Origin of the sequence: Streptomyces sp. NPDC048603 (genome assembly GCF_043199475.1) — a bacterium.
GTDB lineage: Bacteria > Actinomycetota > Actinomycetes > Streptomycetales > Streptomycetaceae > Streptomyces.
Genome location: NZ_JBICVY010000003.1, coordinates 466,349 through 479,666, shown reverse-complemented (window position 1 = coordinate 479,666; position 13,318 = coordinate 466,349). Strand labels below are relative to the sequence as shown.

At 71.9% G+C, this 13,318-nt stretch carries 10 protein-coding genes; 2 read left to right on the top strand and 8 right to left on the bottom strand.

The genetic code is table 11. The features are described from left to right. Window positions 1-173 precede the first annotated feature (173 nt). The 6 genes from ACGFQ9_RS08905 to ACGFQ9_RS08880 all read right to left on the bottom strand — a co-directional run bounded on the left by ACGFQ9_RS08905 (window position 174) and on the right by ACGFQ9_RS08880 (window position 6,867). Window positions 174-1,763, bottom strand: a complete 1,590-nt coding sequence (locus ACGFQ9_RS08905; RefSeq protein ID WP_393572656.1) for a recombinase family protein — start codon at window positions 1,761-1,763, stop codon at window positions 174-176. Window positions 1,764-1,942: 179 nt separating this feature from the next. Further along, window positions 1,943-2,482, bottom strand: a complete 540-nt coding sequence (pyrE, locus tag ACGFQ9_RS08900; protein WP_393572654.1) for an orotate phosphoribosyltransferase — start codon at window positions 2,480-2,482, stop codon at window positions 1,943-1,945. 10 nt (window positions 2,483-2,492) lie between these two features. Further along, window positions 2,493-3,284 carry an aldose 1-epimerase gene (locus tag ACGFQ9_RS08895; RefSeq protein WP_393572653.1) on the bottom strand — a complete coding sequence of 264 codons (792 nt, stop codon included), beginning with the start codon at window positions 3,282-3,284 and terminating at the stop codon, window positions 2,493-2,495. 102 nt (window positions 3,285-3,386) lie between these two features. Further along, the gene (locus ACGFQ9_RS08890) at window positions 3,387-4,271 is read right to left on the bottom strand and encodes an SRPBCC family protein (RefSeq protein WP_393572651.1); all 885 of its coding nucleotides are present in this window, start codon (window positions 4,269-4,271) and stop codon (window positions 3,387-3,389) included. A 325-nt stretch (window positions 4,272-4,596) separates the two neighbouring features. After that, window positions 4,597-6,240 carry a polyamine aminopropyltransferase gene (locus ACGFQ9_RS08885; RefSeq protein ID WP_393572649.1) on the bottom strand — a complete coding sequence of 548 codons (1,644 nt, stop codon included), beginning with the start codon at window positions 6,238-6,240 and terminating at the stop codon, window positions 4,597-4,599. A 105-nt stretch (window positions 6,241-6,345) separates the two neighbouring features. Beyond that, the gene (locus tag ACGFQ9_RS08880) at window positions 6,346-6,867 is read right to left on the bottom strand and encodes a DUF2617 family protein (protein ID WP_393572647.1); all 522 of its coding nucleotides are present in this window, start codon (window positions 6,865-6,867) and stop codon (window positions 6,346-6,348) included. 734 nt (window positions 6,868-7,601) lie between these two features. On the opposite strand from ACGFQ9_RS08880, the gene ACGFQ9_RS08875 reads away from it, so the two are divergent. Continuing rightward, entirely contained in the window at window positions 7,602-8,792 is a 1,191-nt protein-coding gene (locus tag ACGFQ9_RS08875) for a pyridoxal phosphate-dependent aminotransferase (RefSeq protein ID WP_393572645.1), read from the top strand. After that, entirely contained in the window at window positions 8,789-9,973 is a 1,185-nt protein-coding gene (locus ACGFQ9_RS08870; protein ID WP_393572644.1) for a hypothetical protein, read from the top strand. The genes ACGFQ9_RS08875 and ACGFQ9_RS08870 overlap by 4 nt, the downstream gene beginning before the upstream one ends. Before the next feature lie 54 nt (window positions 9,974-10,027). On the opposite strand, the gene ACGFQ9_RS08865 is transcribed toward ACGFQ9_RS08870, so the two are convergent. Next, window positions 10,028-10,564, bottom strand: coding sequence for a YbjN domain-containing protein (locus tag ACGFQ9_RS08865; RefSeq protein ID WP_393572642.1), 537 nt, complete (start codon window positions 10,562-10,564; stop codon window positions 10,028-10,030). A gap of 147 nt (window positions 10,565-10,711) precedes the next feature. Beyond that, complete coding sequence (clpB, locus tag ACGFQ9_RS08860) at window positions 10,712-13,306, bottom strand: ATP-dependent chaperone ClpB (RefSeq protein ID WP_393572640.1); 2,595 nt, start codon at window positions 13,304-13,306, stop codon at window positions 10,712-10,714. Window positions 13,307-13,318 lie beyond the last annotated feature (12 nt).

Sequence of the window (13,318 nt, the reverse complement as noted above, 5' to 3'; positions counted from 1 at the left end):
CGGTCTTTCAACCCCTTAAGGCTACCGTCCGCCCCGTCTCGCGGTGCAGTGCCGTGCGTCCGCTCCTCCCGGGCCGGTCGCACCTCCCCCCGAGAAGGCAGCGGCATCAAGCCGCGGAACGCTCAACAGCCCAGTGGCACTACGTGAATCCGTTCGGTCGCCCTGGTGACGCGCTACGCGCGACCAGCCGCACGCGCACCGGGAATGTCCTCCGGCGCGCATCGGTGGTGGGCGACGAGCCGGTCCACACCATCCGGGAGCTGCACGCCGGCAGTCCTCGCCATGCCCGCGATGTCACCGAAGTCGATCACGGCGCTGTGCTTTGCGTAGGGCACCAGGTCTTGCCAGACCCGGATGCTCACCCCGTGCTCTCTCAGGAAGGTCTTGCGGGCTTGGGCGTCCTTGCCCGCCCAGACCTCGTGGAACTTCTTCCCTGTGCCCGTGTAGCTGTCGCCGGTCGCGTCGGTGAGCTGTTCCCGGATGCCGGCCCGTCTGGCGGTCTGAGCCTTGAGCAGCCGCCAGTACGTCTCTTCCATGTCCGGAGTGTCGTATCGCCCGGCGGCGTAGTCATGCTCCAGCTTCGCCAGGCGTTGCTCCGCCTTGGCCAAGGAAGCTTCGAGTTCGCGACGGCTTCCCGGGATCTTGCTCATGACCTCAAGGTGACCGATGGTGTCGTTGAATGTGTCATCGAAGAGCTCTTCGAGTTCCGAGACGCGCATGTTCATCCTGGCGTCGCAGCCGCCCTTCTTCGCGCGCTTCGAGCAGCGGTAGTAGGCGTGGTAGCGGCCGTGCTTCTGACTGACGGACGTGGAGCCGAGCGAACTTCCGCAGCGGCCGCACAAGGCGATTCCGGTAAGCGGGTACTTCGAAGTCCGGACCTCTGCTCCCTCCCGCTGCTTCGGTTCCAGCCGCGCGATGAGCTCCGACCATTCCCCGAAGGAGACAAACGGGTCTTCCGCGATCAGAACCGGATTCCCCTGGTCGTCTTCGACGGCTTCGCCCTTGTACGTGTAGATCCCCGCGAAGGTCGGCCGCCGTACGGCGTTGGCAAGCGTCGTCTGCTGCCAGTACGCCCCCTTGGGCTCCAGCCCTCGGAGCGTCAGCCGGTAGTCGCTCCAGGTGAGCTCCTTCGCCTCGTTCAGCTCCATCGCGATCTTGTTGAGTGTCTTGCCGTCCGCCAGCCCTGTGGCGATGCGATCCATGATGCGGGCGTATCCGGGGTCGCGGACAAGGATCTTGCGGTTCTGGCCGGGCACGGCCTTGATGGCGTACCCCATCGGGGGCGTGCCGCTGATCCACGACTGGTTGTCAAGGCGGTTCTGTACGCCGTCCTGGATGCGCCGGGTGATGACGTCGAGTTCGGCCTCGGCGAATACGGCCATCATCTGCGCGACCATCTTGGTCTGAGGGTTGTCCGAGTCGTATCCCTCGGTCACACAGATGACGCGCTTGTCGTTCTCGCGCCCCCAGTCGAGCAGCTGGTCGAAGTGGAGCGCGCGGCGTGTGAGGCGGTCCACCTTGAGCGCGATGATCCCGTCGAACTCGTCAGCCCGCTGTGTCAGCCACTTGCCGAGTTGAGGGCGCTTGAAGGGTGAGAGCCCTCCGGACACGTCGGTGTCCTCGGCCCACCCGACGAGGCTTCCGGCGAAGTGCGGAGCGTTGACGTGGTACGCGATGCTGTCGCGCTGCCCTTGGACGGACGTGGACGTGTCCTTGTCCTGAGAGAGCCGGAGTACGCCGAGATAGCGGCGGTGCGTCGTCACGCCCCGAAGCTATCACTCATTGTGTCCAGACCGTCTCTCTTGGAATTGCAATGGGCATCTGCATCGGCGGGAGTACCTTCCGGACCTTGCCGGAGAGTCACCCTCGCAGTGGCGGAGGGTTTCACGTGAAACACTCCGCCACTCGGGCAAAAGCCCATGTCAGACCGGGTTCAGCCAGGTCAGGCCAGGTCGAGGTCTTCCAGCTGGTAGCCCGTGAGGTACTGCAGGCCCGCCTCGGCGATCGCGCCGGCGGCTCCGCGGTCCACGATCGTGGCGACGGCGACGACCTCGCCGCCGGCCTCGCGGACCGCCTCGACGGCGGTCAGCGGGGAACCACCGGTGGTGGAGGTGTCCTCGACGACCAGGCAGCGACGGCCCTTGACGTCAGTGCCCTCGATACGGCGCTGCATGCCGTGCGCCTTCTGCGCCTTGCGGACGACGAAAGCGTCCAGGCGGGAGCCGCGCGCGGCGGACGCGTGCAGCATGGAGGTCGCGACCGGGTCGGCGCCGAGGGTCAGGCCGCCGACGCAGTCGTAGTCGAGGTCCTTGGTCAGGTCGAGCATGACCTGACCGACCAGCGGGGCCGCCTCGCCGTCGAGGGTGATCCGGCGGAGGTCGATGTAGTAATCGGCCTCGAGCCCCGAGGAGAGAATCACCTTGCCGTGGACCACGGCCTTGTCCTTGATCTGCTGAAGCAGCTCACCACGCACGTCACTCATGGTTATGAGCTTAGGCCCTGTCCAGGCGGCGCCAGGTCCAGGTGGTCGTGAGCTCCAGCGGGTCGACGGGGGTGACGAGCCGGGGCAGGGTGTTCAGCCCGTTCGGCGGGCCGCTCTGCGGCTCCACGCACACGGCCTCGGGCTGCTCGTCGTAGACCACCACCCATTCGGTGCGGCTGGTGATCCGCAGTTCCAGGGCTCCGGGCCAGGTGAGGGTGACGTCCACCCCGTAGGGCATGCCGAAGCAGTCGTCCCAGGGGCCGGGGAGGGGGTCGATGCGGCGGCCGGTGGGGAGGTGGTCGTCCCCGCGCTCCTCCTGCCACCGCGGGTCGAAGCCGATGCGTACGTCGTCCCCGTCGCCGAGGTTGCGGCGGAACCAGGGGTGCCAGCCGACCTGGGCCGGGAAGGAGTCCCCGTACGTCTCGACGCCCATGCCCAGGGTGAGCGAGGACTCGGTGAGCTCGAAGGTCTGCGTGACCCGGCCGGGGTAGGGCCAGGGCTCGGCCAGGTCGTAGACGAAGGCGGCCTCCGTCTTGTCCGCCCGGGCCGGCTTCCAGGCGGCGTCGCGGCCGAAGCCGTGGATGGCGTGGGGCGGCTCGTTCACCGGCATCTGGTGGCGTACTCCGCCGTTGCGGAACTGCCCCAGCTCGATCCGGCCGCACCAGGGGACCATCGGGAACACGCCGTACTTCTCACCCTGGCGCAGCAGCTCCGTGCCGTCGATCCGGAGACTGCTGATGCGGCAGCCGTTTTCCTGGTCGACGGTCACTTCGGCACCGCCGGCGCTGAGTTGCGTAGTCATGCGGTCGAGCCTAGGGGGTGTCTTACGGATCAGGCCGGATCGGGCGGCTGCGTCCGCCCGTCTGGGGTCGCGGCGGCGCAGGCGCGGCCCAGGCGCAGTGGATCAGGCGCGGCGGCGCAGGGCTCGGCCGACGACCACGGCACCGGCGAGTGCGAGTGCCGCGGCCGGCGCGAGCCAGCGGAGGTTCCCGCCGGGCACGGAGGTGTCGGGCGCGGGGACCGGGGCATAGCGGCCGCGCGGAGGTGCGTGGTCGACCTCCTCGGCGCTCCGGCCGATCATCGTGCGGCGGGCGTGGGCCGCTTCGGCGGGGGGACGGGCGGATTCGCCGAACTCTCCCGGGAGCTCGTCGTCGAGGAAGGGGTCGTGGGACGGGTCGTGCGAGAGGTCGTGGGAGGGGTCCAGGGACGGGGGCGGGACCTCGGCGTCGAAGACCGAGCCCGGTCCGGCGGGAGCTTCGGATCCCGCGTCGGCCGTCCGTCCCTGGTCGCTGCCCGTCTCGCGGTCGTCCTGGTGCGCCGTCTCGCCCTCCGTCGTGCTCAGGCCCTCCGCGATCGCCGTCGCGGTGGCGGACAGCTTGGCCGAGGCCCGGTCCAGGAGCCGGTGCACGGCCGTGGCCAGGGCTTCCCGGTCGAAGGCGGCGGCACGCCCGTCGGCGGTCGCGGTGGCACTGAAGTCCAGGCGGGTTCCGTCCTCGGCGGGAGCCAGCCGGAGGGTGAGGGCGAACTTCACCGTGCCGGTGCCGCGGGCTTCGGTGCCTTCGCCGTCGACGGTGAAGGTGTCCTCGTCCTGTTCGGTGACGGTCAGGGCGCCCCGGTAGGTCACGGTGTTGCCACCGACCCGCAGGCGGAGGCGGCCGCCCAGGGGGCCGCCGGGTTCGGAGCCGGCGTCGTGCTGGAGGCCGGGGACGCAGCGGGCGAGATGTGCGGGGGCGCGCAGCACGGTGCGGAGTGCGGAGGCTTGGACCGGGACGAAGACCTGATGCTCCATGGGGTCGAGCGTAGCGGGGTGGGGGCGGGTTGCGCCCTGTGTGTGCGGATGTGGTCGGCGGGGGCGCGGCTGGGCGGGCCGGGGCGGCTGGGCGGGGCGGCTGCGGAGCCCGGGCCCGGCTGGGCCGGGTGCGGTTGCCTGACCGGGCCGGGGTGGGCGGAGCTGCGCGCGTCGCGCGGGGGTGTGCCGTGTGCCCACCCGTGCCGCCCTGCGGCACGCCTGCCCACACGGCGGCGGGGGGTGGAGGCGGCACCGCCTGCACGCGCGGCGGCGGGGAGGGGTAGGACGGCACGCCTGCCCACACGGCGGCGACGGGGGGTGGTGGTCAGAAGGTCGTGTAGCGGGGGTGGGGGAGGGTGGAAGGGGGGAGGTTCGGGATGCGGAGGCGGGCGGTGTCGTGGGCGGCGGCGCGGAGGGCCGGGGTGGTGAGGGAGCGCAGGCCCGCTTCGCCGCCGACGCGGAGTTCCGGGGTGCGGGCGGGGGCCGCCAGGACGAAGCCCCAGTCCTGCGGGGAGGCCGCGGACGGGCCGGGCGTCCGGTCCGGGCCCGCGGGGAAGCCGGACAGCCGGCCGCCCGCCGTGTACGGGACGGTGCGGAGCCCGGCGGCCCGGAGCGTGGCGTCGACCGTCCAGTACGTGCGCGGCCCGGCGGAGGGGGATCCGGCGTGGACGGCGATCCGGCCGCCGGGCCGGAGCGCCCGCGCGGCCAGCCCGTAGAACTCCTGCGAGTACAGCTTGGTGCTGGGGGTGATGCCCGGGTCCGGCAGGTCCGAGACGATCACGTCGTAGCGGCCCTGCGCGCCGGGGGCGCGGAGAAAGCGGAACGCGTCCGAGTTGCTCACCCGGACGCGCGGATCGGCGTAGACCCGGCCGTTGAGGGCGGACAGCATCGGGTCGGTGCGGGCCAGCCGGACCACCCCCGGGTCGAGTTCCACCACGGTGACCGCCTCGACGTCGTGGTAGCGCAGCACCTCCCGGGCGGCCAGGCCGTCGCCGCCGCCGAGGACGAGGACCCGCGCGTGCCGCCCGTGCATCGCGGGGTGCACGAGCGCCTCGTGGTAGCGGTACTCGTCGTAGCCGCTGACCCGGAGCCTGCCGTCGAGGTACAGGTCGAGCGAGCGCGGCGAGCCGGTGCCGGGACCGGTGACCACCAGTTCCTGTATGCCGGTCTGCACCGCGACCCGCACCTCGCCGCCGTAGACCGCGTTCCGCGCGATCCGCTCGAAGTCCTCGGCGAGGACGGCGGCCGAGGCGAGGACGGCCAGGACGGTGAGGTTCGCCGCCATCAGCAGCCAGCGGGTCCGCCGCCTCAGGTCGCGGCGGAACAGCCACAGCACCAGCGCACCGCCGACCGCCGCGTTGACCATGCCGGTGAGCATCGCCCCGGTCAGCTGGCCGAGCAGGGGCAGCAGCAGGAAGGGAAAGGCCAGGCCGCCGACGAGCGCGCCGACGTAGTCCGCCGCGAACAGGTCCGCGACCGCCCCGCCCGCGTCCTGGCGGCGGATCCGCTGGATCAGGGTCATCAGCAGCGGGATCTCCGCGCCGATCAGCACGCCGATGGTCAGCGAGAAGCCCACCAGCGCCGGGCGGGACTCCCCCAGCCACGCGAAGCTCGCGTACAGGGCCGTCGCCGACATCCCGCCGACCAGCGCCAGGGCCGCCTCGACCGCGATGAAGCCGGCGGCGGGGGCGCCCCGCAGGCGTTTGGCGAGCAGCGAGCCGACGCCCATGGCGAAGACCATCACGGACAGCACGACGGACGCCTGGGTGACCGAGTCACCGATCAGGTACGAGGCGAGGGCGAGCAACTCCAGTTCGTACACCAGCCCGCAGGCGGCGCAGACGAACACGGTGGCCAGGACGAGCAGTCGGCCGGTCCGGGGCCGTACGGGCAGGGCGGCCGGACGCGCTGCCGCGCCCCTCGGCTCCGGCGCCGGGAGCACCCCGCCGGAGGCGGAACGGTCGATCATGCAGCGAACCGTACGTCACTCCGCGCGCGCATCCGGTCACCCACATGGGTGCAACTGAGGCGCCCGTACGGGCAGTTGGAGTAACCGTGCAGAAACGATCGCGCACTACAGCGCCGGAGCCGCCATCCGCACGCCCACCCTGGTGCGGGTGGCCACCAACTGGCCCTCCTGCGGGTACGCGTGCCAGGTACGCCACCGCACCTGCCCCTCGTGACGCTGGGCGAGCATCGCGGTGAACGCGTGCGGGCTGCCGGGGAAGGTACCGGCCAACCCGTTCGGGTGATCCGCCACCAGGGCGAGCAGTTCCTGGGCCCGTCCGGCGAACGACCCCCGCGAGAGGGTCTCCACCCGGGCGGCGAACTCGTACTCCCAGTCGCCCACGCGCTTGGCGACCCCGAGCGGCAGCGGGGTGCTGCTGCCGGGGATGCAGGCGACCGTCTCCGAACAGAGCACCTCACCCTCCTCCAGCAGCACCTGGTGGGAGGCGCCCAACAGGCGCAGTTCCACCTTCGCGCCCGCCAGTTCGAGGTTCAGTACGGCCAGGGCGGGCAGCCGGTCCCGGCCCAGCGCCCAGGCGAGATCGGCGGCACGCGTGTCGGTGTAGGTGGTCTGGAGGGTCGTGAGCATGAGTCGGCTCCGCAAACGCGCGAGGGAGAGGGCCGGTTCCCTGCCCCAGCCGGAACGCGTGCGTGGGGGTGCGGGTCACCGGCTCGGGTCCACAGGAAGTCCCGGGAGGTCCGGGGACTGGTCTACTCAACCGAGGGAATCATGAAGGGCACGGCACTCACAGCGTTTTTACCCAACTTGCTGGGGTTTACATCCCTCCGGGGGCTACCCAGTTCACGTGTTCAACGAGAAGGCCCAACGGGAGGGCGCCCGACGGAAGTTGCCTCCCGCCGAGCGCCCGCCGCGGCGGTGCCGGCTGCCCCGTTCCGACTGCCGCCGGCCGCCCCCGCTCGCACTTGCGCGTCAGCTGCCGCCGCCGCAACCGCCGCCTCCACCGCCGCCTCCGCCACCGCAGGAGGACCCGCCCCCGCACGAGGAGGACCCGCCGCCGCACGAGGACCAGAAGCCCCCGGAGGAAGAGGAGCCGCTGTCCCCGGAGGCCCAGTGGGAGTGGCGCGAACCGCGCCCCGAGCGGTGCCGGTTCCGTGTCCCGGAGCGGACCGCGAGCACCGCGATGCCGCCGAACACGATCAGGATGAACGCTGCAAAGAAGATGGCCTCGAACACGGTCGTCTCCCTCCTCCGGACGCCCCGGTCCCCCGGGGTGCGGGACCCCCCGTCCCGCGTGACGTGGGGATGCCCGCCGCCCGCCCGGGCCAAAGCACACTTGAGCAAGTCCAGAGGTTCGCCGGAGGATGGCAATCATGAGCGCACCCGTGGGCGGCAGCCGCCCCTACCTCAACCGCCGCCTGGCCGCCTTCGGCACGACCATTTTCGCGGAGATGTCGCAGCTGGCGACGCGGACCGGGTCGATCAACCTGGGCCAGGGCTTCCCGGACACCGACGGCCCCGCCGAGATCGCCGAGGCCGCCGCCCGTGCCGTCCGCGAAGGCCTCGGCAACCAGTACCCGCCCGGCCCCGGCGTCCCCGAGCTCCGTACCGCGATCGCCGCCCACCAGCAGCGCTTCTACGGGCTCGGGTACGACCCGGACACCGAGGTGCTGGTGACCGCCGGCGCGACCGAGGCCATCGCCGCCTCCCTGCTCGCCCTCCTCGAACCGGGTGACGAGGTCATCGCCCTCGAACCGTTCTACGACTCGTACGCGGCCTGCATCGCGATGGCCGGCGCCACCCGGGTCCCGGTGACCCTCCGCCCCCGGGACGGCGTGTTCGCCCTCGACCCGGAGGAACTGCGCGCCGCCGTCACCCCGCGCACCCGCCTGCTGCTCCTGAACACCCCTCACAACCCGACCGGCGCGGTGCTCGGCCCCGCCGACCTCGCCGCGATCGCCGCGCTCGCCGTCGAGCGCGACCTGCTGGTGGTCACCGACGAGGTGTACGAGCACCTGGTCTTCGAGGGCACGCACACCCCGCTCGCGAGCCTGCCCGGCATGCGCGAACGCACCGTCACCATCTCCTCCGCCGGCAAGACCTTCTCCTTCACCGGCTGGAAGGTCGGCTGGCTGACCGCCCCGCCCGCCCTGGTCTCGGCGGTCCGCTCGGCCAAGCAGTTCCTCACGTACGTCTCCTCGGGCCCCTTCCAGTACGCCATCGCCGAGGCCCTGGCCCTCCCCGACGACTACTACGACGGCTTCCGCGCCGACCTCGCGCACAAGCGGGACGTCCTCGCCGGCGGTCTGCGGGACGCCGGTTTCGAGGTCTACCGCCCCCAGGGCACGTACTTCATCACCACCGACATCGCCCCGCTCGGCGAGAAGGACGGCCTCGCCTTCTGCCGCTCCCTGCCCGAGCGCTGCGGGGTCGTCGCCATCCCCAACGCGGTCTTCTACGACGACCAGGACGCCGGCCGGACCCAGGTCCGCTGGGCGTTCTGCAAGCGCACGGACGTACTGGAGGAGGCGGTCCACCGCCTGCGACGACTGTGACCGCGACGGGGGAGATAACCAAGGCCGTCCCGACCGGACGGCGCGGGGGGAACGGGGACGGCACGGGCATCGCGGTGCCCGCCGGGGTGTTCGCCGTGGCGGTGTTCGTCGCGGTGCGCGCCGTCGGGGTGCTGCTGGTGGCCGTGTCGGCGTGGTGGTCCGGGAAGGATCCGGTGGCCGTGCTCGGCACGTCCTGGGACTCGGTCTGGTACATCGGGATCGCCGAGCACGGGTACGGGCGCACCCAGGTGTGGCCGGAGATCGGGTCCGTGCAGAGCGATCTGGCGTTCTTCCCGCTGTACCCGGGGCTGATGCGGGTCCTGGACGTGCTGCTGCCCGGGGTGGGTCCGGCGGGGGCCGGACTCCTGGTGGCCTGGGCGGCCATGGTGGCCGGTGCCGTCGGGGTGTACCGGGTCGGGGAGCTGGTGGCCGGGGCCCGGGCCGGGGTCCTGACGGTGGTGATGTGGGGGGTGCTGCCGCATTCGGTGGTGCTCTCCCTCGCGTACACCGAGGCGCTGCTGGCGGCACTGGCCGCCTGGGCGCTGTACGCCGTGCTGCGCGGGCGCTGGCTGTGGGCGGCCGGGCTGGCGGTCCTGGCGGGGGTCACCCGGCCGAACGGGATAGCGGTGGCGGCCGCGGTGTCGGTGGCCGCGGGCTACGAGCTGCTGCTGAAGCCGGACGCACCGGTCCGGGTGTGGGCGGCGGGGCTGCTGGCGCCCGCGGGCTGGACGGCGTACCTGCTGGCCGTGGGGGTGCGCCGGGGTGATCCGCTGGGCGGCTACTTCGCGGTGCAGCGCAGCTGGGGCTCGTACTTCGACTTCGGGTGGGGCGTCGCCGGATCGGTGCGGCGGGTACTGACCAGGGGGACACCACTGGTCACCACCATGGTCCCGGTGGTGATCGTGATCGCGCTGGTGCTCGCGGTGCTGCTGGTGCGCGGCTGGGCGCCGCTGCCGCTGCTGGTCTACACGGGGACGCTGCTGGTGATCACGCTGGGCGGGGCCGGGTTCTTCGAGTCGAAACCGCGGTTCCTGCTGCCCGCGTTCCCCCTGCTGCTGCCGGCGGCCGCCGCACTGGCACGAGCCCGGCCGCGGACGGCGGTCCTGGTGACCACCGCCCTGGCCGGGCTCTCGTACGGCTACGGGACGTATCTGGTGCTCGCCGCCCCACTGCCGCTGTGAGGTGCGGGCGCGGACAGCGAAGGGCCGCGACGCCGCGACCGGCCGGCAGGCCGGTTACTCGGCGTCGTCGCCCTCGTCCTCGCCGTCGGCGGAGTCGATCTCCTTCTCCAGGCCGAGCTGGTTCACGAGCCAGTTGTCGAACTCGATGGACGCGCGGACCCAGCTGACCGTGGAGGAGACGAAGTGCTCCAGGGCCACGCCGGCGCCGATCAGCATCTGCGCCTCACCGATCAGACGGACGGAGCCGTCGTCGTGGGTGTGGGTGTACACCTTGGGCCACAGCGTGCGGCGGTTCCAGTCGTCGATGGACTCGAGCAGCTGGGGCTTCTCGTCGAGCGCGTGCGGGCGGTCGTAGAACGTCCGCACCGAGAACACCTGCTGCTCGTCCTCGCCGCGGAACATGAAGTAGGTCCGGAACTCCTCCCACGGTGCGGCGAGGTCACCCTCGTCGTCGAGGACGTACTTGAGCTCCATCTGGTCCAGCAGCTGCTTGACCAGGTCCTGGTCGGGGACGACGGGGCCCGCCGGTCCTGTGGGCTGCGGTTCGGGCTGCCCCCCGAAGTTCGGAATCGAGGCCGGGTCGATGCTCACCGTGTTTTTCCCTTCGTGCGGATGCAGCCATCCTCCCCCATGGCGCCCACCCCGTGGCAACCCCCGCACCGGCCGATCAGCTCCGGGCGGACACGATCCACCCGGAGCCGGTCGTACGAACCGCCCGGAGGGCCTCTCACCGGCCCTTTACAGGGCCTTCCCCACCAGCAGGTCGTCCCCGGCGACGTCGACCCGGACGGTGTCCCCGTCGCGGACCTCGCCGGCCAGGATCTCCCTGGCCAGCCGGTCGCCGACGGCCGTCTGGATCAGGCGGCGCAGCGGGCGGGCGCCGTAGGCCGGGTCGTTGCCCTTCTCCGCCAGCCAGGCCAGCGCCTCCGGGGTGACGTCCAGGGTGAGCCGGCGGTCGGCGAGCCGCTTCGCGAGCCGCCGGACCTGCAGCTCCGCGATGTGGGCGAGCTCGTCCCGGCTGAGCGCCGAGAACACCACGATGTCGTCGAGGCGGTTGAGGAACTCGGGCTTGAAGGTGCCGCGGACGACGTCCAGGACCTGGGTCCGCTTGAGTTCCTCGCTGCTCGTCGGATCGATCAGGAACTGGCTGCCCAGGTTCGAGGTCAGGATCAGGATGGCGTTCCGGAAGTCCACCGTCCGCCCCTGGCCGTCGGTGAGCCGGCCGTCGTCCAGCACCTGCAGCAGGACGTCAAAGACCTCCGGGTGGGCCTTCTCCACCTCGTCCAGCAGGATCACCGAGTACGGGCGGCGCCGGACGGCCTCCGTCAGCTGGCCGCCCTCCTCGTAGCCCACGTAGCCGGGCGGGGCGCCGACCAGCCGGGCCACGCTGTGCTTCTCGCCGTACTCCGACATGTCGATCCGGACCATGGCCCGCTCGTCGTCGAACAGGAAGTCCGCGAGCGCCTTGGCCAGCTCGGTCTTGCCGACGCCGGTCGGGCCGAGGAAGAGGAAGGAGCCGGTCGGGCGGTCGGGGTCGGCGATGCCCGCACGGGTGCGGCGGACCGCCTCCGAGACGGCGCGCACGGCCTCGCCCTGGCCGATCAGGCGGCGGCCCAGCTCCTGCTCCATGCGCAGCAGCTTCTGGGTTTCGCCCTCCATCATCCGGCCCGCCGGGATGCCGGTCCAGGCGGCGACCACCTCGGCGATGTCGTCCGGGCCGACCTCCTCCTTGACCATCGTGTCGCGGGCGGCCGCGGCCGCCTCCTGCTCGGCCTCGGTGGCCTCCGCCAGCTCGCGCTCCAGCGCCGGGATCTCCCCGTACAGGAGCTTGGAGGCGGTGTCGAAGTCGCCGTCGCGCTGCGCCCGTTCGGCCTGGCCGCGCAGCGCGTCCAGGCGCTCCTTGAGCTCGCCGACCCGGTTGAGGGACTGCTTCTCCTTCTCCCAGCGGGCGGTCAGGCCGCGCAGCTCCTCCTCCTTGTCGGCGAGGTCCTTGCGCAGCTTCTCCAGCCGTTCGACGGAGGCCGGGTCGGACTCGTTCTTGAGCGCCAGCTCCTCCATGCGCAGCCGGTCCACCGCGCGCTGCAGCTCGTCGATCTCCAGCGGGGAGGAGTCGATCTCCATGCGGAGCCGCGAGGCGGCCTCGTCGACCAGGTCGATGGCCTTGTCGGGGAGGAAGCGGGAGGTGATGTAGCGGTCGGAGAGGGTGGCCGCGGCGACCAGGGCGCTGTCGTTGATCTGCACCTTGTGGTGGGCCTCGTACCGGCCCTTGAGGCCGCGGAGGATCGCGACGGTGTCCTCCACGGTCGGCTCGGCGACCAGGACCTGCTGGAAGCGGCGCTCCAGCGCCGGGTCCTTCTCGATCCGCTCCCGGTACTCGTCGAGGGTGGTCGCGCCGACCATCCGCAGTTCGCCGCGGGCCAGCATCGGCTTGAGCATGTTGCCCGCGTCCATGGCGGAGTCGCCGCCCGCGCCCGCGCCGACGACCGTGTGCAGCTCGTCGATGAAGGTGATGATCTGGCCGTCGCTGGACTTGATCTCGGCGAGTACGGTCTTGAGCCGCTCCTCGAACTCGCCCCGGTACTTGGCTCCGGCCACCATGGCGCCGAGGTCGAGGGCGACCAGGCGCTTGTTCTTCAGGGACTCCGGGACGTCGCCCTTCACGATGCGCTGGGCGAGGCCCTCGACGACGGCCGTCTTGCCGACGCCGGGTTCGCCGATCAGCACCGGGTTGTTCTTGGTGCGGCGCGACAGCACCTGCACCACCCGGCGGATCTCGTGGTCGCGGCCGATCACGGGGTCGAGCTTGCCCTCGCGGGCCGCGGCGGTGAAATCGGTGCCGAACTTCTCCAGGGCCTTGTACTGGCCCTCGGGGTCGGGGGTGGTCACCCGCCGTCCTCCTCGTACGTTCTCGAAGGCGTCGAGCAGCTTCTTCGCGGTCGCGCCCTGCTGTGACAGGAGCTCACCGGCGGCGCCGCCCTTCGCGGCGACGGCGATGAGCAGGTGCTCGGTGGACAGGTACTCGTCGCCGAGCTTCCCGGCCCGGCCGTCGGCCTCGGCGAGCACGGCGAGCAGGTCGCGGCTGGGCTGCGGCGGGGCCACGGTGGACCCGGTGACGCTGGGCAGGCCGGCCAGGATCCGCTCGGCGCCGGTGCGTACGGCGGCCTGGTCGGCCCCGACGGCGGCCAGCAGGTCGATGATGTTCTCGTTGTCCTGGCCGGTGAGCAGGGCCAGCAGCAGGTGGGCCGGGGTCAGGTCCGGGTGGCCGTCCTTCACGGCCCTGCTGGTGGCGGCGTTGAGTGCGTCCCGGCTCCTGTTGGTCAGCTCGGCGTCCACGTGCGGCTTCTC

Excerpts from the sequence above, each read along its gene's own strand:
- ACGFQ9_RS08880 (WP_393572647.1), bottom strand. The coding sequence starts at position 6,867 with ATGCTCACGACCCTCCAGACCACCTACACCGACACGCGTGCCGCCGAT.
- pyrE (WP_393572654.1), bottom strand. The coding sequence starts at position 2,482 with ATGAGTGACGTGCGTGGTGAGCTGCTTCAGCAGATCAAGGACAAGGCC.
- ACGFQ9_RS08890 (WP_393572651.1), bottom strand. The coding sequence starts at position 4,271 with ATGGAGCATCAGGTCTTCGTCCCGGTCCAAGCCTCCGCACTCCGCACC.
- ACGFQ9_RS08875 (WP_393572645.1), top strand. The coding sequence starts at position 7,602 with ATGGCAATCATGAGCGCACCCGTGGGCGGCAGCCGCCCCTACCTCAAC.
- ACGFQ9_RS08895 (WP_393572653.1), bottom strand. The coding sequence starts at position 3,284 with ATGACTACGCAACTCAGCGCCGGCGGTGCCGAAGTGACCGTCGACCAG.
- ACGFQ9_RS08885 (WP_393572649.1), bottom strand. The coding sequence starts at position 6,240 with ATGATCGACCGTTCCGCCTCCGGCGGGGTGCTCCCGGCGCCGGAGCCG.